We start from the raw sequence: 25,872 nt of genomic DNA, 5'->3' as shown, positions 1-25,872 counted from the left end.
AACACCTGCGCTGGACGCCTGATCACTCAGGCGTCCAGATTTTCCACACTTAGCGCATTGCGCTGGATGAATTCGCGCCGCGGTTCAACCACATCGCCCATCAGCTTGGTGAAAATGTCATCCGCTTCGGCCAGATCGTCGACCTTGACCTGCAACAGGGTGCGCGCTTCGGGGTCCAGCGTGGTTTCCCATAGCTGGTTGGGGTTCATCTCGCCCAAGCCCTTGTAGCGTTGCAGCGACAGGCCCTTTTCCCCTTCTGTCAGGATCGCATCCAGCAGGTCAACCGGCCCGTAGATTTTCTGCTTGCGGTCGCGGCGCACCAGTTCGGCGGGGCGGGCATAGATTTCTTGCAGGCTTTCGGTATGGCTGGCCAGACGCCGCGCTTCGCCCGAGCGCAGGACAGGTCCGTCCAGCCTGCGCACTTCTTCCACGCCGCGCAGGATGCGCGCAAGCCGCAAGCCGCCATCCTGTGTGGGCCGCCCTTCCCAGCCGCGTTCATATTCCGCCGCGATCAGGTCAAGGCGTTGTGCAACACTGTCGGCCAGTTGCTGCGGGTTGGCCGCCAATGCCTCTGGCAGCAGCGCGCCTGCGATGCTGGCCTGTTCCAGAATATGCTGCGGGTAATGCGTCGGAAACGCCACCAGCGAGCGGCGCACAGCGCGCGCTTCGGTCACGACGCGGGCCAGATCCTGCCCCACGATTTCTTCACCCGTGGCAAGGCGTAAGGAAGCCCCCTCGACCCCTTGTTCGATCAGGTAATCTTCCAGCGCGGGTTTATCCTTGAGATAGACCTCGGACTTGCCGCGCGCGACTTTGAACAAGGGCGGCTCGGCAATATACAAATGCCCCCCTTCGATCAGTTCCGGCATTTGCCGGAAGAAGAAGGTCAGCAGCAGCGTGCGGATATGCGCGCCATCCACATCGGCATCGGTCATGATGACAATCTTGTGGTAGCGCAGTTTTTTCAGGTCGAATTCGTCGCGCCCGATGCCCGTGCCAAGCGCGGTGATCAGCGTGCCGATTTCCTGCGACCCCAGCATCCGGTCAAACCGCGCGCGTTCCACATTCAGGATTTTCCCGCGCAGGGGCAGCACGGCTTGGTTCTGGCGCGAACGGCCCTGTTTGGCGGACCCACCAGCCGAGTCCCCCTCGACCAGAAACAGTTCCGACTTCGCAGGGTCGCGTTCCTGACAATCGGCCAGCTTGCCGGGCAAGGATGCCACATCCAGCGCGGTTTTGCGCCGTGTCAGCTCGCGTGCCTTGCGCGCCGCTTCGCGAGCCAGCGCGGCCTCGATGATCTTGCTGACAATGCTTTTGGCATGGACAGGGTTTTCCTCGAACCATTCGGCGAGTTTCTCGTTCACCAGCGATTCCACCGCAGGGCGCACCTCGGACGATACCAGCTTGTCTTTGGTCTGGCTGGAGAATTTCGGGTCCGGCACCTTGACCGACAGCACGCAGGTCAGCCCCTCGCGCGCGTCATCGCCGGTGAAGCTGACCTTCTCTTTTTTGGCAATCCCCGAGGATTGCGCATAGGCATTGATCGAGCGGGTCAGCGCGCCGCGAAAGCCCGCCAGATGCGCGCCACCATCGCGTTGCGGGATGTTGTTGGTGAAGGGCAGCACTGTTTCATGATAGCTGTCATTCCACCACATCGCCACTTCGACGCCGATCTCGTCACGCTCGCCCACGATATAGATGGGTTCGGCCATGACTGGCGTTTTCGAGCGGTCCAGATGGCGCACGAATTCGCGCACGCCCCCCTCATAGAACAATTCCGAGCGCAGCATTTCGGCGGGCCGATGATCTTCCAGAATGATGCGCACACCGGAATTCAGAAAGGCCAGCTCGCGCAGGCGGTTTTCCAGCGTCTTGAAATTGTATTCAAGGTTGGAAAATGTCGTGGTTGAGGCAAGAAAGCGCACTTCAGTGCCGGTTTTGTCGCCCGCATCGCCCACCACTTCGAGAGAGCGGACAGTATCGCCGCGTTCAAACCGCGCGATATGTTCCTTGCCCGCGCGCCAGATGCGCAGTTCCAGCCAATCCGACAGCGCATTGACGACCGAGACACCCACGCCATGCAACCCGCCCGACACTTTGTAGCTGTTCTGGTCGAATTTGCCGCCTGCATGCAGCTGGGTCATGATGACTTCTGCCGCCGAGACGCCTTCTTCGGTGTGAATATCGGTGGGAATTCCGCGCCCATTGTCCATGACCGACACAGAACTGTCGGCATGAATGGTGACTGTCACGAAATCGGCATGACCGGCCAATGCCTCGTCAATGCCGTTATCGACCACCTCATAGACCATGTGATGCAGGCCAGAGCCGTCATCGGTGTCACCGATATACATGCCGGGACGTTTGCGAACGGCATCCAACCCTTTGAGAACCTTGATCGAATCGGCGCCATACTCTTCGCGCTTCACGGCATCAGCAGACATTCGGGACATTCCTTGTTAGACTGCCGCACTTATAGGCGTCTCTGGCGGGATTGTCACGCACCGACCACAAGATTTAGCGGTTTCAGGGCGGTGGACGCAGAGGCCCCGGCGCAAGGCCGGGGCTGCGCTGCACCTAGTCGTTCTGCTGGACAATGCCCATCAGCGCATAGGTCAGTTGCGCGGCGGTGAAATTCCAGACATCCCAACCGGCAATCGGGGCCAGTTCCACCACATCAAGGCCCACGCAGCGCCGCCCCCTGAGGGCCGATCGCACCAGCGCCAACGACTGGTAATAGCCCAAGCCGCCCGGAACCGGCGTGCCGGTGGCGGGCATGATGGCCGCATCCAGCCCGTCCACATCGAAGCTGATATAGACATCTTGCGGAAAATCATCGGGCAGGGTCACGTCATGGATATTGCCCGTGACCAATTCTTCCGCGTCGATGAAGATGACGTTGTTTTGCGTGCGGATATCTGCCTCTTCCTGACATAGGGCGCGCACGCCGTATTGGGCCAGGGCCACGCCCTCTTCCTCGACCAGCAGTTGCATGACGGACGCGTGGGAATGCCGGAAGCCCTGATAGGCGCGGCGCAGATCGGCATGGGCGTCAATCTGAATAATCCCGATAGGGCGATCAATCGCGCGTTTGACGCCGATGACCGCCGCCCATGTCAAACTGTGTTCGCCCCCCAGTGTGACAGGAATATGCCCCGCCCGCGCAATGGATTCGGTGCGCGCGGCAAGCGAGTCGAGCGCGTATTCCAGCGGCACGCTGCAATCTATGGCAGGCGTTGTGGTGATGCCTGCCGCGCAAGGCTCGATCCCGCGCCAGAGCCGTTCCAACTGGTCGGACGCCTCGATCAATGCGGCAGGCCCGTCGGCGGTGCCAGAGCCGTAAGAGACAGTTTTCTCCAGCGGCATGGGCACAATCTGAAAGCGCGCCTCGGGGCCGCGTTCGGATTGGGTCAGTTCGGAATCGAGAAAGATCATGAGAGGCGGCCTTTGAAGTCCTGATAGTCGAATTCGCGGATGACGCGCAGCGCGTCAGTCTCGCTGTTCCAGATGGCGATTGCGGGCAGGCGCACGCCGTTGAAGGTGGTGGTCTTGACCATCGAATAATGTGCCTGATCAAGAAAGGCGATGCGGCTGCCGATCTGGGGCGGGGCGGCAAAGGCATAGCGCCCGATCACATCGCCCGCCAGACAGCTTGGCCCGCCAAGCCGGACAAGGACAGGGCCATCCTCGCCCAGCAGGGCAGGGCGGTAGGGCGCTTCAATCACATCGGGCATGTGGCAGGTGGCAGAGATGTCGAGAATGGCATTGGGGCCGTCATTTTCGACCACATCCAGCACTTCGCCCACCAGAATGCCGCAATCCAGCGCCACAGCCTCGCCCGGTTCCAGATAGCAGTGCAGGCCCGTCTCTGCGCTTACGCGTTGCAGAAAGGCAATCAGCCCCTCGCGGTCATAATCGGCGCGGGTGATGTGATGGCCGCCGCCGAAATTGATCCATTTCAGATGCGGTGCAAGGGTGCGGATGCGCGGGGCGATATGGTCCCAGATGGCCAGCATTGGTTCCAGATCCTGTTCGCACAGCGTGTGCATATGCAACCCGTCCACGCCTTCCAGCGCTTGCGCGTCGATTTGCTCCAGCGGAGTGCCAAGGCGCGAACCGGGGGCGGCGGGGTCGTATTTCGCATCTTCCCCCATGGGCAGGCCGGGGTTGAAGCGCAGGCCCACATGGATGTCGCGGCCCGACTCAGCGATCATAGGCAGGAAGCGGGTTTTCGCAGCGGGGGTGTTGAAGATGATATGGTCTGACAGCGCGATGATCTGCGCCATTTCATCTGCCTTGTAGCCCGCCGAATATGTCTCAACGATGCCGCCATAATGCTCGCGCCCAAGGCGCGCTTCCCATAGGCCAGAGGCGCAGACGCCCGACAGGTAGCGGCTGACCAAGGGCGCCAGCGACCACATGGAAAAGGCTTTGAGCGCGCAAAGAACAGTTGCGCCGGAACGGGCCTGTATATCGGCCAGCACGCGCAGGTTTTGCTCCAGCCGCGCTTCATCCACAACAAAGCAGGGCGAGGGGACGCGGTGCAGGTCAAACCCTGCAAACGCGCCCGGATCGCCCGCATGGGTCTGCATTGCCATCAGAAATCGACCGGCGCAGACATTTCAACGATCTGCCATGGCAGGCCATGCTTGTTCAGCAGGTCCATGAAGGGGTCAGGGTCCAGCTGCTCGGTGTTGAACACGCCCGCACCCGACCATGTGCCGTTCAGCATCAGCGCCGCGCCGATCATCGCAGGCACGCCGGTGGTATAGCTGACCGCCTGAGAGCCCACTTCGCGGAAGCATTCCTCATGGTCGCAGATATTATAGATGTAATAGGTCTTCTCGCCAGACCCATCCTTGGCGGGGCCGGTGATGATGTCGCCGATATTGGTCTTGCCTTTGGTGCGTTCGCCCAGATCGCCCGGGTTTGGCAGCACGGCTTTGAGGAATTGCAGCGGGATGATCTGCTGGCCCTGATACTCGACAGGCTCGATCCCTGTCATGCCGACATTTTGCAGCACGGTGACATGGTTGATATAGGCATCGCCAAAGGTCATCCAGAAGCGCGCGCGCTCGATCTCGGGGAAATGGGTCACAAGCGACTCCAACTCCTCGTGATACATCAGATACATGTTCTTCTCGCCCACCGCCTCGAAATCATAGGGCACTTTGGTGGACATGGCAGGGCTGGTCACCCAGCCGCCGTTTTCCCAATGCTTCACTTCGGCCGTGACTTCGCGGATGTTGATTTCGGGGTTGAAATTGGTGGCAAAAGGATGGCCGTGATCACCGCCATTGCAATCCAGAATATCGATCTGGCGAATGCCCGACAGGTAATGTTTGCGCACATAGGCGGCAAAAATGCTGGTCACACCGGGGTCAAACCCCACACCCAGCGTGGCCATAAGCCCTGCCTGCTTGAACTGGTCATGCAGCTTCCACTGGTGCGAGTATTCGAATTTCGCTTCTTCGGGTGGCTCGTAATTCGCGGTGTCCAGATAATGCACGCCGGTTTTCAGGCAGGCGTCCATCAGCGCCAGATCCTGATAGGGCAGCGCCAGATTGACCAGAAGCGCGGGTTGCACGGCTTCGATCAGGGCGACGGTCTGTTCCACATCATCTGCATCGATCTGATAGGTTTCGATCTCGATTCCGGTGCGGCTTTTGATGGCTGCGGCAATTGCTTCGCATTTTGACAATGTGCGGCTGGCGACCGCAATGCGGCCCGGAAACAGGTCACGGTTCATTGCCATCTTGTGCAGGGTCACGGATGCGACGCCGCCTGCGCCGATGACCAGAACATCTTTGTTTTCAGCCATTGGTGTGCTCCTCATGTTCATAATAGGTATAGCCGCCAAGCGCGTGCCGGTAGGTTTCCATCAGCATCCGCCGCTGTGACGGGTTCAGCGTGCCATCTTGCACGCCGCGTTCCACAATGCGCTTGAACGCGTCAAGGCATTGCTTGGGTTCATATTCGACATAGGCCATGACCTCGGCCACGGTGTCGCCTTCCACCTCGTGCAGGATTTCCAGCACGCCATCATCGTTGAAATCGACTGTCACGATATTGGTGTCGCCGAACAGGTTGTGCAGATCGCCCAGCGTTTCCTGATAGGCCCCGATCAGGAAAATCCCGATAAAATACCGCTCGCCCGCGCGCAATTCATGGACGGGCAGGGCGTTGCCCACCCCGTCGCCCAGAACAAACTGGTCGATCTTGCCATCACTGTCGCAGGTAATGTCCGACAGGACCGCGCGGCGCAGGGGTGTTTCATTCAGCCGCTGCAAAGGTGCGATGGGAACAAGCTGGTCAATCGCCCAGACATCGGGCAGGGACTGGAACAGCGAGAAGTTGGCGCGGTAGATGTCACGATGCGCAGACAGCGCTTCCAGCACCTCTTGCGGGACATCCGGCGTCTGCGCCACCAGATCCTTGATCCGCCCGACGATGAACAGGAAAATCTGTTCGGCGCGCGCGACCTCTTCAATGCCGATCACGCCGCGACGGAACAGGGCGCGCAATTCCTCGCGGTAATATTCGGCGTCGTTCAAACATTCCTGCACACGCTTGGGGGTCATGTAGCCGGTAATCGCGGCCATATCCGACAGCATGTGATGGTCGTCTGCTTCCGGCGTGATAGGGGCAGAGCGGTCGAAATAGCTGGCTTCCAGAATATCCGACAGCAGCATGGACGAATAGGCGACAATCGCGCGGCCTGATTCCGTGACCAGTGTGGGGTGGGGAACTTCGGCCTCGTCCATCTGGTATTTCACGGTTTCAACGATATTGGCGCAATATTCCTCGACCGTGTAGTTCACCGAATTGTCAGAGGCGCGCGCCTCGCCAGTGTAGTCGATGCCAAGGCCGCCGCCCAAATCCAGATAGGTCAGCGGCACGCCAAGACGGCGCAATTCGGTGTAAAAGCGGCACGCCTCGTCCACGGCCTGACGGATATCCATCATCTGCGGCACCTGAGAGCCAAGATGCGAATGCTGCAATACCAGACAATCCAGCATATCTTCGGCGCGCAGTTTATCGACCAGATCAACCACTTCCTTGGTGGTCAGACCAAAGGTCGAGCGGTCGCCGGAACTGTCGGCCCAATTGCCGGTGACGCGCCGTGTCAGCTTGATGCGCACGCCTAGCGCGGGCTTTTCACCCAGACGCTTTGCCTCGGCGATTACGGTGTCGGCTTCGCCGGGGCTTTCGATGACCAGCACACAGTTGATGCCCGCCTTGCGCGCCAGAATGCCCAAGCGGATGAACTCGGCATCCTTGATCCCGTTGCAGATCAGCAATGCGCCTTTTGGCAGATCGCGCGAGAGCGCCAGAATCAGCTCTGGCTTTGACCCCGCTTCCAGCCCGAACTGGTAGGGGCGGCCATAATCCACGATCCGGTCAATCACCTCGGCCTGTTGGTTGACCTTGATGGGAAACACCCCGCGATAGGGGGCCTGGTAGCCATTCGCCTCGATCGCTTTGGCGAAAGAGGTGTTCAGCATCTCAAGCTGACGCTTGAGAAATGCGCCCACGCGCACCAGAACTGGTGTGTGGATGCCGCGCGCATCCAGATTGTGCAGCAATTCCGGAAGACTTGCTGGCGTATCTTGTGGCCGCGCGGGGTTGACCAACCCCATATCGCCATTCGGCAGTGGCGCAAACATTCCTGCGCCCCAACGATGAACCCCGTAACTCTGGAAAACACGATCCTGCATGTGGTACCCCCAATATTGACCCCATGACATGAAGCGCCCGATTATGAAATCCACAAAACAAACGCAAGGAAAACTGTTGAGTTCCTTGTTTTGCGCGGAGCCGCTATGCAGGGCTATCGTGCAACATGTGACAACATCATGAAATTATCAGCAAATCTGGGGTTTTTGTTTTCCGACCTGCCGCTGGCCGCGCGCATTCATGCGGCGCATCAGGCGGGGTTTGATGCGGTCGAATTCCATGACCAGCCCCAATCGACCCCGCAGGGGCCGGTGTTGCAGGCCTTGGCGCAAACAGGCTTGGGGGTCATTGCGCTGAACACCCATATGGGCGCGACACTAGGGCGCGCGGCCCTGTCGCAGGCTGAATTCGCGGGCGACCTTGATGCAGCGATTGCGGCCGCCACGGCCCTTGGGGCGGGGGCTATTCATATCACCGCAGGGATTGGCGGGCAGCCAGAAGTGTATCTTGCCGCACTCACGCGTGCCTTGGCGCAGACGCAATGCCCCATCCTGATCGAGCCGATCTGCCCGCAGGCCATGCCCGGCTACCATCTGGGCAGCCTTGCCCAAGCCGAAGCGATTTTGGCCCAGCTTGCCCACCCGCGCCTGAAACTGATGTTCGATTGGTATCATATCGCCACGATGGAAGGTGTCGCCGCCGCCTTGGCGCATCTGGAGCGCCTTGCCCCGTATATCGGGCATATGCAGCTTGCCCGCATTCAGGATCGGGGTGATCCTGTGCCCGACCAGATGCCGGAACTGCCCGCGCTGCTGCGCTGCGCGCGGGATGCAGGCATTCGCGTGGTGGGGCTGGAATACCGGCCAACACTGCCCGCCAAGACGACAGTTGCCCAATTGCGCAGCCTGATAGCGGCGCTATAGCACGAAATGGCGTGACTTCCTGCGTGTGACGTAGGGAAATAAAACCGGGTGCGCCACGTCAACTCTTGCCTGATGCGACACTCTGGGGAAAAGTAACGGCAGGAGGCTCGCAGCATATGCGGGCGGGAGGGGATTTGTAACCATGACAGTAGTGAACCGCCCGTGGTTGGCGGCGTATAGCACCGATATTTCGCCCGAATTGCCAGCGCCAGAGCATGCCTCGCTGGCGCATCTGATCGACCAGACCTGCACCACCCATGCACAGCGCCGCGCATTCACCTGTGTTGTGCCGAATGGGATGAACGGCACGCTGACATATCGGCAGGTGGGCGAGATGTCGGATGATTTCGCATCCTTCCTGCGCCACCATTGCAACCTTGAACCGGGCGCCCGGGTGGCGGTGCAACTGCCCAACGGGCTGGCCTATCCGGTCGCGGCTTTTGGCGTGTTCAAGGCAGGCTGCGTTTTGGTCAACACCAACCCGCTATATACCCCGTCCGAGATGGTGCACCAGTTCAAGGATTCGGGCGCCGAGGTGCTGGTCATCAGCGATATGTTCGCCGACAAGCTGGAAGAGGTGATCGCCCATACAGGTATCCGCCATGTGGTGCTTGCAGGCGTGCCAGAGTTCTTTCCCCGCATCCCCGAAACCATTGTGCGCGGGGTGCAGAAATTCTGGTCGCGCACCTTGCCGCCAGTGCCGGCGCTGGCCGTGCCGGTGCTGCGCCTGCGCGAGGCGCTGCGCATCGGGCGGGGTGCAGAAAAGGTGGGTGACTGGGACAGCTTGCTCCGCGATGATCTGGCGCTGCTGCAATATACCGGCGGGACCACAGGCGTGGCCAAGGGCGCGATGCTGACACATGGCAATATTCTGGCCAATCTTGCACAGGTCAAGATCATGGGCGGGCGGCATATGTCTGGTGCGGATTGTGTGCTGACAGCGCTGCCGCTGTATCACATCTTCGCCTTCACCGCGAATCTGATGACCTTTTTCGATCTGGGCGCGCGCAATATTCTGGTGCCATCGCCGCGCCCTGTGCAAAACATCCAGCGCGCGCTGGAAAATTATCCGGTGACATGGATCACTGGCGTCAACACCCTGTTCAACGGGCTGATGAATGAAGAATGGTTCGCAGCCTATCCGCCCAAAACACTGAAAGCCGCGATTGCGGGGGGCACTGCGCTGCATCAGGCGGTGGCCGAACGCTGGCAGGCTGTCACGGGCACGCGGGTGGCCGAAGGTTACGGGCTGACCGAAACCGCGCCGCTGGTCAGTTTCAACCCGCTGGACCAGCCGGTGCGCGCAGGCTCGATCGGGGTGCCGGTGCCGGGCACCGATGTGGTGCTGGTCGATGACGCAGCCGAGCCGGTCGCGCAGGGCAAACCGGGTGAATTGCTGGTCAAGGGGCCGCAGGTCATGCGCGGCTATTGGAACCGCCCCGACGATACGGCCAAAACGCTTCAGAACGGGTGGCTGTTCACAGGCGATGTGGCGGTCATGGATGAAGACGGCTTTCTGACCATTGTGGACCGCAAGAAAGATCTTGTTCTTGTGTCCGGCTTCAACGTCTACCCCAACGAGATTGAAGATTGTCTGTCCAAACTTGATGCCGTGCTTGAGGCGGCAGTGATCGGCGTGCCCGACACCTCCACAGGCGAGGCAGTGCGCGCCTATGTCGTCCAGAACCCCGACGTGCCCGACACGCTTAGCAAAGAGGCGGTGATCGCGCATTGCCGCAAATATCTGGCAGCCTACAAGGTGCCGCGCTCGGTGGTGGTGCGTGACGAGTTGCCAAAATCGCCCATCGGGAAAATCCTTCGCAAGAACCTCAAGGCAGAGGCACGCGCCGAAGCCGCCGGAAAGGTCTGAGCCATGCTGACAGAACTTGAAACCACACTTTTGGGCGTGATGATGATGGTCATCATGCTGGGCATGGGCGCAAGCATGACCCCGCGCGATTTCCTGATCGCCTTTCGCAAGCCCAAGGGCATTCTGGTGGGGCTGCTCAGCCAGTTTGCGGTCATGCCGTTTCTGGGCTTTCTTTTGGCCGTGGCGCTGGGCTTGCCGCCTGCGCTGGTGGTGGGGCTGTTGCTGATCGCTTGTATGCCGGGGGGGACCACCTCGAACATATTTGCCTATTTCAGCAAGGGTGTTCTGGCGCTGTCAATCATGATGACGACAGTTTCAACACTGGCCGCTGTGCTCATGGTGCCGGTGCTGTTGTCTTTCTATGGCGGACTTGCCGGTGTGTCGGGTGACTATGCCATTCCGGCAAGCAATGTGGCGCAAATTCTTGTCGTGCTGCTGGTGCCCACGGCTTTGGGCATGGTGCTGCGCAAGCTGAACCCCAATGTGGGCGCAACGGTCGAATTGATCGGCTCTTTCATGGGGGTGGCGGTGATCGTGTTCCTGATTGCAACATGGGTGCCGCGTAACTACCTTTTGCTGCTGGAAACGCCCGCGCATGTTTATGCCGCGACCAGCAGCATCGGCCTGATTGGCATGTTGTTCGGCTATTGGGTCGCGCGCGGGTTGGGGCAGGATACCAGCCGATCGCGCACGATCAGCCTTGAAACCGGCATTCAGAACGGGCCGCTTGCGGTGCTGGTCATCACGCTGAGTTTCAGCGCAGCGATGCAGCAAGAGGTGTTGCTGATCCCGATTCTGTATTCGCTGTTCATCGTGTTGTCGTCCACAGTCATCACGCTGTGGTATCGCCGCAACGCCACGCGCGAGGCTTTGGCCCGCGACGCGGCCAAACTGGGCACTGCACCCTGACCTGCATCGCGGCCTTGCATCGCGCATAGCTGCAAGGCCGCACTCTGGACATGGGCGCGCGCGCCAGCGATAAGCGGGCCACCGCGTCAGGGGGGCATATGAACGCCATTCAACTTGGCCCGCTCGTTCTGGGCTGGGACCGTTTTGCAGCGATTGTCAGCGTGCTGGCCTTTGTGCTGGTGGCCGAAGTGATCGCGCGCGTCTCGCGCCAGCCCGCGATTGGCACTTGGGCAGGGCAGGCGGTTCTGTGGGGGTTCATCGGCGCGCGGCTGGGCCATGTTGTGCAATTCCCCCAAGTTTTTCTGGCAGAGCCGTGGCTGGTTGTCGCCATATGGCAAGGCGGGTTCTCACCGCTGGGGGCGGCGTTGGGTGTGGGGGTGGTGACGGCTGTTGCGTGGCAGCGTGGTTTGTCCTTCGTGCCTGCGTTCGGGGCGCTGTGGGTGGGTGGTGTGCTGTGGTTCGCTTTGACGCTGGATATAGGCGCGCGTCCCGAAACTGCTGCGCCTGATCTGACATTGGCGATGGTCTCGGGGGCCGAATTCGCCTTTGCGGATGCGCCATTGCAGCCCATGGTGATTAACCTATGGGCGACATGGTGCCCGCCCTGCCGCCGCGAATTGCCGATGCTGGCCGATGTGGCGGCACAGACCAGGGGTGTGACCTTTCTGTTGGCCAGTCAGGGCGAGGCGCTGTCAACTGTTGCCGCGCATCTGAACAATGCGGGCATAAGCCCAACCCATATGGCGCTTGACCCCGCAGGTGCATTGGCGCGCCATTACGGCACGATCGGCCTGCCGGTGACGCTGTTTCTGGGGGCGGATGGCATGCTGGCCCATGTGCATGTGGGCGAGATTTCGCGCGCTGTCCTGTTGCGCGAAATCACCGCGCTGACACGCTGAGGCCCGCGCAGCCGACAGGCCGCATTGCAAGCCAGCCCTCAAGCCGCTAACAGAGCGCCAACACCCAGTTCACAGACGGAGCCTTTGCCATGACCACCCCTTTGCGCCTTGGAATTGCAGGGCTTGGCACTGTTGGCACCGGATTGATCAAGATTGTGCAAACCAATGGCGATCTGCTGGCGCGCCGCGCAGGCCGCGCGGTCGAGATTGTGGCGGTCTGCGCGCGCTCTCGCACCCGCAACCGCGGGGTCGATATTTCTGGCTATGCATGGGAAGATGACCCTGTCGCCCTTGCGCGCCGCCCCGATATTGATGTGGTGGTCGAGTTGATGGGCGGCGAGAATGGCCCCGCTAAAGCCCTGACCGAAGCCGCAATCGCAGCGGGCAAGCATGTTGTCAGCGCCAATAAGGCGCTTTTGGCAATTCACGGGCAGGCCCTGGCCGAAGCCGCCGAGGCGCAGGGCGTGTCCTTGCGCTATGAAGCGGCGGTCGCGGGGGGGATTCCGGTTATCAAATCGCTGGCAGAAGGGCTAGCAGGCAACCGGATCACCCGCATCAAGGGTGTGATGAACGGCACCTGCAACTATATTCTGACGCGGATGGAAGATGCGGGCCTGCCCTATGATACAGTGTTCGAGGAAGCCAACCAGCTGGGCTATCTTGAAGCGGACCCCACACTGGATGTGGGCGGGATTGATGCGGCGCATAAGCTAACCCTGCTCTCGGCCATCGCCTTTGGTGTCCGGCCCGATTTCGACGCCATTGCACTGGAAGGCATCCAGCGCATCTCGATCGAGGATATTCGCGCCGCTGCTGATCTGGGACTGCGCATCAAGCTGTTGGGCGTGGCGCAGATGACAGGGCGCGGGCTGGAGCAGTCGATGACGCCCTGCCTTGTGCCGGCTGACAGCCCGCTGGGGCAGCTGAAAGGCGGCACGAATATGATCGTGATCGAGGGCGACGCGGTTGACCAGATCATCCTGCGTGGCCCCGGTGCGGGCGAGGGGCCAACCGCCAGCGCCGTGATCGGCGATGTGATCGACATTGCGCGCGGCTTTCACATGCCGGTTTTCGGCCAACCTGCGGCAACGCTGGACGTGGCCGTATCGGCCAAGGCAATGGGGTCGAAGCCGTGGTATCTGCGTATGGGCCTGATGGACAAGCCCGGCGCTTTGGCCAAAGTGGCCGAAGCCCTGGGCAATGCGGGCGTTTCGATCAACCGGATGCGCCAATACGGCCATCAGGACACGCGCGCGCCTGTGCTGATTATCACCCATAAAACCACCCGAGATGCGATTGACCATGCTGTGGACCTGTCGATGAAAACAGGCGTTGTGGTGGGCGAACCCGTTGCCCTTGCGATTGAAGAAGACTGAGTCCCATCTGCCGCGCAGATCGCGCCGTTAGCGCTGCCGGTTCGCTAATGGCTTGTGTCCTGTGCCTGCAACCCGCTAGACGTGATGGAAATCATTACCCGAGGGAATAGTTCCATGACCACACAACCTGAATTTCACGACCGTATGCTGTCACTTGGCCTTGCCCGCGTCTCCGAGGCGGCCGCGCTGGCCTCGGCCAAGTTGGTGGGGCGGGGCGACGAGAAAGCCGCCGATCAGGCGGCCGTGGATGCAATGCGCAACCAGCTGAACCTGCTGGACATCAAAGGGCGCGTGGTGATCGGCGAGGGCGAGCGCGATGAGGCCCCGATGCTGTATATCGGCGAAGAGGTGGGCAATGGAAACGGCCCCGAGGTTGACATCGCGCTGGACCCGCTGGAAGGCACCACGCTGACCGCCAAGGATTTCCCCAACGCGCTGACCGTCATCGCGATGGCCCCGCGCGGCACCATGCTGCATGCGCCTGACGTCTATATGGACAAGCTGGCCATCGGTCCGGGCTTTGCACCTGACACAGTGACAATGGACATGACCCCATCCGAGCGCGTGCGCGCATTGGCCAAGGCGAAAGGCTGTGATCCGTCGGATATTTCTGTCTGTGTGCTGGAACGTCCGCGCCATGACGCGATGATCACGGACCTGCGCTCGACCGGGGCGGCGATCCGGCTGATCATGGATGGGGATGTGGCGGGCGTGATCCATTGCGCAGAGACAGAGCTTACAGGCATCGACATGTATATGGGCTCGGGCGGCGCGCCAGAAGGTGTGCTGGCAGCGGCGGCCCTGAAATGCATGGGTGGCCAGATTTATGGCCGTCTGGTATTTCGCAATGATGACGAGATTGCCCGTGCAAGGCGCGCAGGTATTGAAGACCTCGACAAGGTGTATACCCGCGACGAGATGATCACGGGTGATGTGATCTTCGCGGCAACCGGGGTCACGGACGGGTCGATCGTGCGGGGAATCAAGACCGAGCCGGGCTGGGTGACGACAGATACGCTGTTGATGCGGTCCAAAACCGGGTCCGTGCGCCGCATGAGCTACCGCACACCCTTGTAAGTGCTGGGGGGCTTTGCGCAGAAAATATCCTGCCACAGCGCTTGCGGCCTGCCTTTTTGAGTATTTAAGGCAAGAAAATGCTGGATGAGTGCGCGCGGCAGGCAGCCTTGCGCCTGTGGCGTGCCGTGCAGCACTGGTGATGGGATGGGGCATGTCGGATGCACAGTGAAACCGCGTTTCTGGGGGTTGAACACTCGGTTCTGGGGCGGCGCTGGCGCGGGCCTGACCCCATGCAGGAACGTTTGACAGATGCAATGGCGCAGCAAACCGGCCTGCCGCGCGCGGTCTGCACGATTCTGGCGCGTGCAGGCGTGGCGTCAGAGGGGGCAGAAAGCTACCTTGCGCCTTCGCTGCGCGATCTGCTGCCCGACCCGCGTGGCTTGCGCGACATGGAGATGGCCGCCTTGCGCGTTCTGGCTGCGGTGGATGGGCGCGAGAAGATTGCAATCTTTGCGGATTACGATGTGGACGGGGGCGCATCGGCGGCGCTGCTGATCTGCTGGTTGCGCGCGCTTGGGCGCGAGGCGACACTGTATATTCCTGACCGGATCGACGAAGGCTACGGCCCGAATTCAGCCGCGATGGCGATGCTGGCGCAAAGCCATGATCTGATTGTATGTGTCGATTGTGGCACCGTCAGCCATGAGCCGATTGCAGCTGCAAAAGGCGCGGATGTTGTGGTGATCGACCACCATCTGGGCGCAGAGACCTTGCCGCCCGCGCTGGCCGTTGTGAACCCGAACCGGCAGGATGAAAGCGGTGATCTGGGCCATCTTTGCGCGGCGGGTGTTGTGTTTCTGTTGCTGGTCGAAGCCAACCGCCAGCTGCGCATGCGCCATGTCGCAGGGCCTGATCTGATGTCGCTGCTGGATCTTGTCGCGCTGGCGACTGTCGCGGATGTCGCCCCCTTGATCGGGGTGAACAGGGCCTTTGTGCGGCAGGGCTTGCGGGTGATGGCCACGCGCAATCGGGTCGGTCTGCGCGCGCTTGCCGATGTTGCGCGGCTGGAGGCAGCGCCAACGGCCTATCACCTGGGCTTTGTGCTTGGCCCAAGAGTGAATGCGGGCGGGCGCATCGGGGCCGCCGATCTGGGGGCGCGGTTGTTGTCCTGCGATGACCCCGCACAGGCCGGGGCGCTGGCCGAGCGGTTGGAGCTGCTGAATGCCGAACGCCGCGAGATTGAAGCCTTCGTGCGCGCACAGGCGCTTGCCCAAGCCGAATCGCGCGGCACCGAGGGCGCGCTGGCATGGGCCGCAGGCGAAGGCTGGCACCCCGGTGTGATTGGCATTGCGGCGGCACGGCTGAAAGAGGCCACATCGCGGCCCTCTGTCGTGATCGCGCTGGAGGGAGACGAGGGCAAAGGCTCGGGCCGTTCGGTTGCGGGGGTCGATCTTGGCGCTGCAGTGCAAAGGCTGGTGCGCGAAGGGCTGTTGCTGAAAGGGGGCGGCCATAAGATGGCCGCGGGCCTGACAGTGGCGCGCGCGCAGATCGATGAAGCAATGGCGCGGCTGGGCGAGTTGCTGGCGCAGCAGGGGGCAGGGGCCGCAGGGGCCGCACGCGAGCTGCGCATCGACAATGTGCTGATGCCCGGCGCCGTGACGGTCGCGCTGATCGAGCAGATCGAGGCGGCTGGCCCCTTCGGGGCTTCAGCCCCCGCGCCGCGCTTCGCATTCCCTGACATGCGGATACATTCCATCCGGCGCATGGGCGAGACGCATCTGCGGCTGCGCTTCGGAGATGGGCAAAGCAATATGCTGGAGGCTGTGGCCTTCGGGGCATACGAATCAGAGTTGGGGCCTGTGATTGCGGCCGCCCAAGGCAAGCGCCTGCATCTTGCTGGCAAAGTCGAGATAAACCAGTGGGGTGGGCGCCGCAGCGTGCAGTTGCGGCTGGATGATGCAGCGGTCCCGGCGGTCTAGGTCAATAATCCTGCGATCGATTGCAAAAAAGCGCGCATACCCTCTTGCGCTGGTTGGTGGCTTTAAATAAGTAGCTCTCAATCTAGCTGGCCCGTTCGTCTATCGGTTAGGACGCCAGGTTTTCAACCTGGAAAGAGGGGTTCGATTCCCCTACGGGCTGCCAGTTTTCCTTCAGACGTCAGCTGCTACGGGCGCTAATCTTTCGCGCGTTTCAGAAAGTGCCTTCATAGCGTCAGGTGCGTCCTTGCAGGGGTGCCCTTCAGCTGTTTTTGGTCTATATTTCGGACAAAATTCCGACACGGGCGCACGCGTGAAACCCCCGCCGCAGTGGAAAACCCGTCTCTGTCCGAGATTTTTACCAGTAGGCGTGGCGCTGTTGCGCAAAATGGACTAGGACTATTTCTGAAGTTGAAAGAGATTCTCTGGTATCGTCGCTGGTTGTGTTCAGTGCGGGGCCACACAGCGTTCACGTTAAATTATTTTGCGATACGAATTTGAGATAAAGGTTGAGCTGGGCATGTTTTCAAGGCTTTCCGGGTCAAAGATGACCACCGCCACCGGGTTTATCGTGCCGCACAAGGCTGTAATGGTGCTGCTGGGGGTGGCGTTGCTAAGCGGTTGCGCCCCGAAACCCGATCTGGACGAGATTCGCGCCAGCTTTGATGCGCCGCCCGATATGCGGGCTGCGCGTGTGTCGGCGGATGTTGCGCGCAGCGCATTTGGCCGGCAAGTGATGCAGGCGGTTGAAAGCCATCCGCAACTGGCCTCTTCCAGTGCGGGCGTGCGCGCCGCGCAAGCCCGCGCCGAGGCAGAGGGGCGCGGTTTTTACCCAAGGTTTTCTTTGGGCGCGACCTTGGGATCGATTGTAAACGGAACAGTCAGCGGCAACAGCATCAGCCCTGTCTTGCAGGTCATGCAGCTTGTGTTTGACGGCGGGGAATCGGCCAGCAAACAGGTCGCGGCACAGGCGCGGGTGTTCGAGCAGCGCGGCGGGCGGCAGGAACTGGCGGCAGCGCTGACGCTGGACTCGGTCGCTGCGTGGTATGATCTGCGCGCCGCGCGCGAGCGTGCGCGCATTGCGGGGGAAAATGTCCGCGCGCATCAGACTGTTCTGACGCAGGTGCAAGAGCGCGCGGATGCAGGCGCGGGCGCGGGGTCCGATGTGTTGACCGCGCGGGCGCGTCTGGCCACGGCACGGGCGCGTGCGGCTGAAGCGGATGCGCGGGTCGAGCGTGCCGAGGCAGGCTTTGGTGCCAGTTTCGGCCAGCGCCCCGGCCCTGCATTGCCGGAACCGCCCCGCGCGCCGAATCTGCCGCGCGCCTCGGATGAAGAGTTGATCGTCACCAGCCCGCGAATTCTGGGCATGGAGGCGCGAATTGCTGCTGCAAAGGCCGATGTCGCTGTCGCCAGATCACAGCGGTTCCCACAATTACAGGTTGAAGGCAGAGCGCAGCGCGGCACAAGCAGTGCAAATCTGGATGTGGTGTATGATCCCGGTGCGCCGGGCAGCCAGCAAGCGCGCATTCGCGCCGCCGAAGCGCAGCTGGATGCTGTGCGCGCCGAGCGTGAGGGGCTGGCGCGTGACATTGCGCGCGCGCTCGCCGATTTGCGCTCTGACCAGCGGGCAGGGGCCGCGCGTGTTGCCGCAGCGCGCGAGGCCGTAACCGCCAACCGCGCCACGGTCGATGCGTCGCGCGAAGAATTCTCGATTGGGCGGCGCTCGCTTCTGGGCTTGCTGGACGCGCAACGCGATCTGTTTGAAGCGAATGAGACGCTGATCGCAGCCGAGCGCGAAGTTGCGCTGTCAGGCTATGCCGCGCTGGCGCTGACGGGCGATATTCTGGATGCGTTTGCAATCTCGCTGCCAAGTCCGACCGATGATGCGCCTGTTCCGGCAATAACCGGGGATGGCGCATGAACGAGCAGCGCGACATAGAACCCTATGCAACGGCGCCAACCGGGACTGAGCCTGATGATATGACCGCGCTGGAAGCTTGCGCGCTGCATGTCGCGGCCAGTCTGGACAGGCCCATGACATTGGCGGCATTGCAGGCCGCGCAATCGGGGGCAAAGGGCAGTGTGACGCTGCGCGATGTCATCACCGCCGCAGAACGCGCGGGCCTGCAAGCCGGTTTTGGCAGGCGCGCGTTGAAGGATTTTGACACCAGCCTGACGCCTGCCATCCTGATACTGGATGAGGATCGCGCCGTGGTGCTGGAAGATGTGCTGGCAGATGAGCGGCTGGCCCTTTTTGACCCTGCCTTGGGGCAGGGGGTGGGGGTGATTGCCCGCGAGAAGCTGGATGCGGCCTATACCGGTTTCGCGCTGCTGATGCGGGCCGAGCATCGTGAAGATATTGCGCTGAATGCGACCGGGCGGCAGGGGCATTGGTTCTGGTCCACACTGGCGGAAAACCGTTGGGCCTATAGTCAGGTTTTGCTGGCCGCCGTGCTGGCGAACTTCCTTAGCCTGTCCACGTCTTTGTTCATCATGGTGGTGTATGACCGTGTCTTGCCGAATGAAGCGATCGAATCGCTGATTGCCTTGACCGTGGGGGTGGGTATTGCGCTGATGTTCGATTTCCTGATCAAATCCTTGCGCGCGGGCTTTATCGACCGCGCGGGCCAGCGGGCTGATCTGGTCATGGGGCGGCGGATTTTCGACCAGATTCTGGATTTGCAGATGCGCGCGCGCAAAGGTTCCACTGGCGCGCTGGCCAGCACCCTGCGCGAGTTTGAAACTTTGCGCGATTTCTTCACCTCGGCCACATTGGTGGCTGTGGTGGACCTGCCGTTCATCCTGCTGTTCATCGGGGTGATCTATCTGATCGGCGGGCCATTGGCGATTGTGCCTGCGCTGGCGGTGCCCTTTGTGCTGATTGTGGGCATCGCGGTGCAGCCGGTTCTGGCGCGTCTGGCCGAGAAAAGCTTTGCAGACGGGCAGTCCAAGCAGGGGGTTCTGGTGGAAACCCTGTCAGGGCTGGAAACCATCAAGGCCGCAGGCGCACAACGCCAGATGCGCGCGCGCTGGGAAGACGCGATAGCGCGCCAGTCTGATCACGGTTTGAAAAGCCGCGCTGTGACGCAATTTGCCATCAACGCCACTGCCTTTGCCCAGCAGGCCGCGCAGGTGATGATCGTGTTCTACGGTGTGTTCCTGATCACAGCGGGCGAGGTCAGCATGGGCGCGCTGATTGCAGGCGTGATCCTGACAGGGCGCACATTGGCCCCGCTGGCGCAGCTTGCGCAGACGCTGACGCGGTTCAATCAGGCGCGCACCTCTTATCGCAGTCTGGATGCGCTGATGAAGGCCGAGAGCGAGCGACCAGAGGGCAAGGGCTGGATCTCGCGCCCAAAACTGGATGGCGAGATCAAGTTTGACGGGGTGTCTTTCGCCTATCCCGACCAGACAGTGGACGCGCTGCGCGATATCTCTTTCACCATCAAACCGGGCGAGAAAGTTGCTATTCTGGGCCGGATCGGCTCTGGCAAAAGCACTGTCGCGCGGCTGATGCTGGGGCTGTACCAGCCCCGCGAAGGGGCGGTTCTGGTGGATGGCGTCGATATCCGCCAGATCGATCCGGGCGATCTGCGGCGCAATATGGGATCTGTGCTGCAAGATATCTGGCTGTTTTCGGGCACGGTGCGCGAGAATATCGCCATCGGGGCAATGCAGGCGCGCGACCACGAGATTATCGAGGCCGCGCGCATCGCGGGCGTCGAGGATTTTGTGCGCCGCCACCCCTCGGGCTATGACATGATGCTGGCCGAACGCGGCGAAGGGCTGTCGGGGGGCCAGAAACAGGCGATCACGCTGGCGCGCGCGCTGCTGGGGCGGCGCCCGATCATGCTGATGGACGAGCCGACATCGAGCATGGATGTGCAAAATGAAGCGGGCGTGATTGCGCGGCTGAAAACCGAGATGGCAGACCGCACCTTGGTGATCGTCACCCACCGCACCAGCCTGTTGGAACTGGTGGACCGCGTGATCGTGATTGATCAGGGCCGCGTGGCGGCGGACGGGCCGAAAGCGATACTGTCGCGTGGTGGTGTAAAAGGGGGGGCAGATGGCACGCAGACATGATCTCGACAGCCTTGCGCGCGAAATGCAGGGCCGCCAAAGCTGGCGCGGCAGCCTGTTGCTGGCGGTGATCTTGCTGTTCTTCCTGTCAGCCGGCGTCTGGGCCGCGCGCACCGAGATTGATGATGTCACCCGCGCCGAAGGGCGCATCGTCCCCTCGCGCGATTTGCAGCTTATTCAGGCCACCGAACCGGGGGTGCTGCAAGCGCTGCATGTCTCGGAAGGCGACATTGTCGAAGAGGGGCATATCCTGATGGAGCTGGACGGGACGCAACTGTCCAGCCAGCTGGATCAGGAACAGCAACGCGCCTATGGGCTGATGGCCCGGATCGAGCGGTTGCAGGCAGAGATTGACCGCGTCGATCTGGCCTTTTCGGATGTGTTGATCGCACAGGCCCCTGCGGTCGTGCGTTCTGAAACGGCGCTGTATCATGCCCGACAGGACGAACTCGCCTCAGAAATCAACATTCTGGAACGCCAGCGCAACCAACGGCAGGAACAATTTGCCGAAGGGCAGGTCGATCTGGAAACCGCGCGCGAAACGCTGGTCATTCTGTCGGAAGAACGGGCCATGATGGAACCGCTTGTGCGCCGCCGGGTCGAGCCGGAAACCACATTGCTGGAAATGCGCCGCCGCGAGTCCGAGTGGCGTGGCCGCGAAACCCGCGCACGCGCCAGCATCGCGCGCCTGCAAGCGGGGCTGGACGAGATTGATGACCAGATCCGCGCCCTGCGCGCGCGCGGGCGTGCCGCTGCCCTGTCTGATCTGGCCCTTGCCACAGCGGAACTGGCGGCATTGGAACCCAGCCTGCCTGCATTGCGCGACCGCGCAGACCGCGCCGCCATCCGCGCGCCCATGCGCGGGGTGGTGAACCGCATTCACCGCTCTACCCTTGGCAGCCTTGCGCGGCCCGGCGAAGACCTGATCGAGATTGTGCCGCTGGATGACACGCTTCTGGTCGAAGCCTATGTGCGCCCTGCCGATATTGCCTTTGTCTATCCCGGCCAGCCGGTGAAGGTGAAGGTCACCGCCTATGACTTCTCGCGCTATGGCAGCCTGAATGGCGAGATTACCCGCATCGGGGCTGATGCTGTGACAAGGTCCGAACGTGATCCGGAAGAATTCTTTGTTGTTCATGTCCGCACGGAAGATAACTTCCTCGACCGTGATGGGGTGGTGGTCGAGGTGATGCCGGGCATGGTGACAGAAATCGACATGCTGTCCGGCCGCAAATCGGTGCTTGAATACCTGACGACACCAGTTGTCCGCGTCAAGGATCGCGCCTTTCGGGAATGACCTGTCATTATCTGCGCATACCACCTGAATCCATGCGGCCAAAGCCCTGTTTTCGCCATAGTTTCACCAAGATTACCCGCCAGAGATAGAGCATTTGGAGAGATCACAGGTTTCGCAATGAAGATGTCCTTGTCATATTTTCTGCGCGCTGAGGATGGCGCTGTGACAGTTGATTGGGTGGTGTTGACAGCCGCTCTGGTGGGCATGGGCCTGACAAGTGTTGCGGCTGTGCGCACTGGCACCTCCAGCGTGGGCGACGCTATTGGCGCGAGCCTTATGAATTACACGATGCCGCATCCTTGGACCCTTGATGTAGATCTTGTTGCGCATGCTGAAAACGTGCGTTTGCAAGTTGCAGGATTCGGGGACAACCGCTTGAGAATGCACTGGTATTGGTGGGAAGAAAAAAGGGGAGTATTCAGTGATAACAGCATCGCCATGCAACAGCAGATCGGGCTGGAGGAATTGGCAAAGCGCGGGTTGACGCTTGAGGCACCTGAAGGTGCAACGCGCTGTGACCAACTGCATACTATGGCCTGTTGGAACTGATGCCCAAGAGCGCGGCGCGGCCCATAGGCAACACCACAACACCGCGATTCTGGATAAAATACCGCTGCAAAAGCGAAATTGTCATGCGTGAACGCAGACAGGCTTCCATCTCGGGCTTTCCAGAGTCGTAGCGCTTGATCGGGCCAACGTCGCATCCAGACCGCGCGTCATGTTCGCTTTGGGTGCCGCGCGTCTGAAACCTTGGTCGCGCCAGAGTTTCACCACGATTATGAGTCAGAAAACAGCATTTGGAGGGATCACAGGTTTGGTAACAAAAATGTCCTTATCGTATTTTCTGCAGGCCGAGGATGGTGCTGTGACAGTTGACTGGGTGGTGTTGACAGCCGCTTTGGTGGGCTTGGGCCTGACAAGTGTTGCGGCTGTGCGCACTGGCACCTCCAGCGTGGGCGACGCGATTGGCGCGGCGCTCAGCTCTGGGCGGGTTTCGGATGGCATTTTCGTTATGGATGGCTTCGAATTCTTGCGACATGTGCCCGTGGCACAGAGAAATGCCCTTGCGCTCTTTCGTGACCGCACTGATGACGAATTGCTTGCCGCTGCGGGTGGGCAATCGCGGAACTCTCTGAATGCGCTGGCCGAAGGTGATCTGGATACAGCCCGGTTCTGGGCCGAACGCCGCTACATCAGCGAGATTGTCGCCAAAGAACGCGGCCTTACCCCCAATCCCAACCAGCCAAGCGCCGCTGAACTGATCGCAGCAGTCGACGCTGCATCCTGACTGTGTGCCGCTTTTGGTATAGGCGGGCCGTGTCGATTGGATGGAGGGTTCAGCCCCGGGGTTCGGGTTGTGGATGTGGCCCGCAAATCTGATTTGTGCCAACATCACTTGCCTGAGTGACGCCGAAATCCCGGTTTAGGTCGTCTGGCGTTGCCGGAGCTGGTTCCTCGACCTGCCGCCATATTTAGCAGACCTGAACCCGATTGAGTACGCATTCGCAAACTGCGCAAAATCGGCGCCCGAAGCTCAAGCGATTTGTCCAAAGCCCGCGACGATGTCTGTGACATGTTCAGCCCACAACAGTGTTGGAACTACCTTCACGCTGCCGGATATTTATCAGGTTAAAGTCGAAAAGCTTTAAGCTGTAACAGCGTCTCGCGGATCGCAGCATTCAGCTCCTCCAGTGAGAAGAAAGCCTGATTGCGCAACTTCGCGACAATCCATCTCTGAACCAGAAGGACCCCTCCCTCCGCGCGAGATTTAGCTTTCGGTTTATAGGGCCGCGCTGGAAGAATTGCTGTGCCATCATGCTGGGCAAGTTCGGTGTAGCTGCGGTTCACGGCCGGTTCATGGAAGCAGGCGCAAACAACAGCGGATTTGAGGGTATCCGAGACAACCAAGGTCAGTGCCCCGCCGAAAAAACTCGAACGCCCGGAGATGCGCACTTCTGCTCCCAGGCGCAACAGGATGCGCCCGGCCTCTTCGGCGGCGAGGCGACTGAAAGAGCGTTCGCGCAATGACCCATACAAGATCAGGATGCGCGGCGCGTGCGCACTGATTTCTGGGCGCAGCAGCCGGTCACGGTCGATGGGAGCGAAGTATTTTTCGGTGATTTGCGGTGTGTCATGGGGGTCTGTGTGCATATTGCATGGCTTTCTGTGTAGGGTTGGTCCAGTTCAGGCTGGAAATCTTTGCCTTGTGCGATTTGCAAACCAGACAAGCGACAGCATCACCGGCACTTCGACCAGCACACCAACAACTGTCACCAGCGCTGCGCCCGAGTTCAGGCCAAACAGCCCGATAGCCACAGCCACGGCGAGTTCGAAGAAATTCGAAGTGCCGATCAGTGCGCAAGGCGCGGCCACATTATGCGGGACATTCCATTTCCACGCCCATGCATAGGCAATTGCGAAGATGCCATAGGACTGGATCAAAATAGGCGTTGCCAGCAGCAGGATCAGGAACGGGTTGTTCAGGATCACATTGCCTTGAAAGCCAAACAATAACACCACGGTCAGCAACAGACCCAACATGGATGCGGGCTTGATGCGTGCGGTAAACTCGGACACAGCCACCTCTCCAGCCCTTGCAACCAGCCGCGCCCGGGTCCATGCGCCCACGGCCAATGGCAACACGACATAGAGCACCACCGACAGCATCAGCGTTTCCCACGGCACGCTGAGTTCCGTCACGCCCAGCAGAAGGGCGACGATGGGGGCGAAAGCAAAGACCATGATAACGTCATTGAGCGAGACTTGCACCAGCGTGTAATTCGGATCGCCCTTGGTCAGATGCGACCAGACGAACACCATCGCCGTGCAGGGTGCTGCCCCCAGCAAGATCAGCCCGGCGATATACTGGCCTGCATCCGCAGGGTCGATCAGATCGGCAAAAACATATTGGAAGAACAGCACCCCAATGGCCGCCATGGTGAAGGGCTTGATCAGCCAGTTCACGGTTACAGTGATGACCAACCCTTTTGGCCGTTCGCCCACACGTTTGAGGCTAGAGAAATCGACCGCTACCATCATCGGATAGACCATTGCCCAGATAAGCACGGCAACAACCAGATTGACCGAGGCGTATTCCAACGCCGCAAGCCAGCCAAACAGGCCGGGCATCAGCGTGGCCAATACGATTCCTGTAATGATGCTTGAGGCAACCCAGACCGACAGATAGCGTTCAAAGACAGACATAAGCGGGCTTTCAGCTATAGGCAGGGGTGACACAGCAGGACGGATTTGCAGATGCTGCCTCTAGCGCGGCAATCGTCGCCGCGAGATGCGCGAGCGCATCGGGGGCAAGCGCATAACAGACGCGCGGCGGGTCGATCTGCCCCTCGATCACACCCGCAGTTTTGAGGATGCGCAGATGCTCTGACACAGTCGGTTGCGCCAGTCCCACTGCTTGCACGATGTCCCCCCCGATGCAGCCGGGCGTGCGCGCCAGCAGCATCAGGATCTTCAACCTCGCCGGATGCCCTAGCGCCTTGGCAAGCGCAGCAAGCAGTTCGTCATCAATCTCGCTCATGAGGCTAAATCCGCAGCTTACAGAATTGATTTCGTCTACCGACGTTCATCGATATATGCATCGCAAAGAACCTCCGTATAAGCTCTTAAGATAAAACCGGAGCGACTCACAGCACCATCCCGGTGCCGCCCCACACCAGGATCTTCAACCTGTCCCTGCGCTTCAACCACCTCAGGGCACTTTTGACCCTGATTGTTGATGGCCACTGAGAATTGACCCATGTGCAACCTTGCTCCGGCTTGAACCAGCTGGGAGCATATGGAGTGATCGACATGGGATTTTTGAAGGTTATCAGGACATGGGCGCT

21 protein-coding genes and 1 tRNA gene are annotated in these 25,872 nt (G+C 60.7%); 13 read left to right on the top strand and 9 right to left on the bottom strand.

Translation table 11 applies throughout. The features are described from left to right. Window positions 1–26: 26 nt before the first annotated feature. From gyrB to speA, 5 genes are all read right to left on the bottom strand, one after another. Window positions 27–2,444: a DNA topoisomerase (ATP-hydrolyzing) subunit B gene (gene gyrB, locus BG455_RS02000; RefSeq protein ID WP_071468292.1), complete on the bottom strand. Its 2,418-nt coding sequence runs from the start codon at window positions 2,442–2,444 to the stop codon at window positions 27–29. Window positions 2,445–2,577: 133 nt separating this feature from the next. Next, window positions 2,578–3,435 carry an agmatinase gene (gene speB, locus BG455_RS01995; RefSeq protein WP_071468291.1) on the bottom strand — a complete coding sequence of 286 codons (858 nt, stop codon included), beginning with the start codon at window positions 3,433–3,435 and terminating at the stop codon, window positions 2,578–2,580. After that, complete coding sequence (locus BG455_RS01990) at window positions 3,432–4,598, bottom strand: carboxynorspermidine decarboxylase (RefSeq protein ID WP_071468290.1); 1,167 nt, start codon at window positions 4,596–4,598, stop codon at window positions 3,432–3,434. The genes speB and BG455_RS01990 overlap by 4 nt, the downstream gene beginning before the upstream one ends. Further along, window positions 4,598–5,821, bottom strand: coding sequence for a saccharopine dehydrogenase family protein (locus BG455_RS01985; protein WP_071468289.1), 1,224 nt, complete (start codon window positions 5,819–5,821; stop codon window positions 4,598–4,600). Before BG455_RS01985 ends, BG455_RS01990 begins: the two co-directional genes overlap by 1 nt. Then, window positions 5,814–7,718: a biosynthetic arginine decarboxylase gene (gene speA, locus BG455_RS01980; protein WP_071468330.1), complete on the bottom strand. Its 1,905-nt coding sequence runs from the start codon at window positions 7,716–7,718 to the stop codon at window positions 5,814–5,816. The genes BG455_RS01985 and speA overlap by 8 nt, the downstream gene beginning before the upstream one ends. A gap of 138 nt (window positions 7,719–7,856) precedes the next feature. On the opposite strand from speA, the gene BG455_RS01975 reads away from it, so the two are divergent. From BG455_RS01975 to BG455_RS01915, 13 genes are all read left to right on the top strand, one after another. Continuing rightward, window positions 7,857–8,600 carry a TIM barrel protein gene (locus tag BG455_RS01975; RefSeq protein ID WP_071468329.1) on the top strand — a complete coding sequence of 248 codons (744 nt, stop codon included), beginning with the start codon at window positions 7,857–7,859 and terminating at the stop codon, window positions 8,598–8,600. Between the two features lie 142 nt (window positions 8,601–8,742). Continuing rightward, window positions 8,743–10,470 carry an AMP-binding protein gene (locus tag BG455_RS01970; protein WP_071468288.1) on the top strand — a complete coding sequence of 576 codons (1,728 nt, stop codon included), beginning with the start codon at window positions 8,743–8,745 and terminating at the stop codon, window positions 10,468–10,470. A gap of 3 nt (window positions 10,471–10,473) precedes the next feature. Next, window positions 10,474–11,379 carry a bile acid:sodium symporter family protein gene (locus BG455_RS01965; RefSeq protein WP_071468287.1) on the top strand — a complete coding sequence of 302 codons (906 nt, stop codon included), beginning with the start codon at window positions 10,474–10,476 and terminating at the stop codon, window positions 11,377–11,379. Between the two features lie 98 nt (window positions 11,380–11,477). Beyond that, the gene (locus BG455_RS01960) at window positions 11,478–12,278 is read left to right on the top strand and encodes a TlpA disulfide reductase family protein (RefSeq protein WP_071468328.1); all 801 of its coding nucleotides are present in this window, start codon (window positions 11,478–11,480) and stop codon (window positions 12,276–12,278) included. An 89-nt stretch (window positions 12,279–12,367) separates the two neighbouring features. Beyond that, complete coding sequence (locus BG455_RS01955; RefSeq protein WP_071468286.1) at window positions 12,368–13,654, top strand: homoserine dehydrogenase; 1,287 nt, start codon at window positions 12,368–12,370, stop codon at window positions 13,652–13,654. 114 nt (window positions 13,655–13,768) lie between these two features. Further along, window positions 13,769–14,731 carry a class II fructose-bisphosphatase gene (gene glpX / locus BG455_RS01950; RefSeq protein ID WP_071468285.1) on the top strand — a complete coding sequence of 321 codons (963 nt, stop codon included), beginning with the start codon at window positions 13,769–13,771 and terminating at the stop codon, window positions 14,729–14,731. A 158-nt stretch (window positions 14,732–14,889) separates the two neighbouring features. Then, window positions 14,890–16,650: a single-stranded-DNA-specific exonuclease RecJ gene (gene recJ / locus BG455_RS01945; protein ID WP_071468284.1), complete on the top strand. Its 1,761-nt coding sequence runs from the start codon at window positions 14,890–14,892 to the stop codon at window positions 16,648–16,650. Window positions 16,651–16,738: 88 nt separating this feature from the next. Then, window positions 16,739–16,813, top strand: a tRNA-Glu gene (locus tag BG455_RS01940). A gap of 381 nt (window positions 16,814–17,194) precedes the next feature. Then, window positions 17,195–18,568, top strand: coding sequence for a TolC family protein (locus BG455_RS01935; protein ID WP_071468283.1), 1,374 nt, complete (start codon window positions 17,195–17,197; stop codon window positions 18,566–18,568). Then, window positions 18,565–20,733 carry a type I secretion system permease/ATPase gene (locus tag BG455_RS01930; protein WP_084386085.1) on the top strand — a complete coding sequence of 723 codons (2,169 nt, stop codon included), beginning with the start codon at window positions 18,565–18,567 and terminating at the stop codon, window positions 20,731–20,733. The genes BG455_RS01935 and BG455_RS01930 overlap by 4 nt, the downstream gene beginning before the upstream one ends. Continuing rightward, complete coding sequence (locus BG455_RS01925; RefSeq protein WP_071468282.1) at window positions 20,717–22,027, top strand: HlyD family type I secretion periplasmic adaptor subunit; 1,311 nt, start codon at window positions 20,717–20,719, stop codon at window positions 22,025–22,027. The genes BG455_RS01930 and BG455_RS01925 overlap by 17 nt, the downstream gene beginning before the upstream one ends. Window positions 22,028–22,144: 117 nt before the next feature. After that, entirely contained in the window at window positions 22,145–22,576 is a 432-nt protein-coding gene (locus BG455_RS01920) for a Flp family type IVb pilin (RefSeq protein ID WP_071468281.1), read from the top strand. A gap of 277 nt (window positions 22,577–22,853) precedes the next feature. Next, window positions 22,854–23,315 carry a hypothetical protein gene (locus BG455_RS01915; protein ID WP_143079863.1) on the top strand — a complete coding sequence of 154 codons (462 nt, stop codon included), beginning with the start codon at window positions 22,854–22,856 and terminating at the stop codon, window positions 23,313–23,315. A 341-nt stretch (window positions 23,316–23,656) separates the two neighbouring features. Here the strand turns inward: BG455_RS01915 and BG455_RS17230 are convergent, their stop codons facing one another. From BG455_RS17230 to BG455_RS17415, 4 genes are all read right to left on the bottom strand, one after another. Beyond that, the gene (locus tag BG455_RS17230; RefSeq protein ID WP_071468279.1) at window positions 23,657–24,178 is read right to left on the bottom strand and encodes an NAD(P)H-dependent oxidoreductase; all 522 of its coding nucleotides are present in this window, start codon (window positions 24,176–24,178) and stop codon (window positions 23,657–23,659) included. A 33-nt stretch (window positions 24,179–24,211) separates the two neighbouring features. After that, on the bottom strand, window positions 24,212–25,231 hold the full coding sequence (gene arsB, locus BG455_RS01905) for an ACR3 family arsenite efflux transporter (RefSeq protein ID WP_071468278.1): 1,020 nt from the start codon (window positions 25,229–25,231) through the stop codon (window positions 24,212–24,214). 10 nt (window positions 25,232–25,241) lie between these two features. After that, window positions 25,242–25,565 (bottom strand): ArsR/SmtB family transcription factor, encoded by a 324-nt coding sequence (locus BG455_RS01900; protein WP_071468277.1) that lies wholly within the window; start codon window positions 25,563–25,565, stop codon window positions 25,242–25,244. A gap of 106 nt (window positions 25,566–25,671) precedes the next feature. Next, a partial coding sequence (locus BG455_RS17415) for a transposase (RefSeq protein ID WP_218147527.1) occupies window positions 25,672–25,872 on the bottom strand: 201 nt, incomplete at its 5' end.

Source organism: Roseinatronobacter thiooxidans (assembly GCF_001870675.1).
Classification (GTDB): Bacteria; Pseudomonadota; Alphaproteobacteria; order Rhodobacterales; family Rhodobacteraceae; genus Roseinatronobacter; species Roseinatronobacter thiooxidans.
The sequence above is the reverse complement of the archived record's forward strand: the minus strand, read 5'-3'. Positions and strand labels throughout refer to the sequence as shown.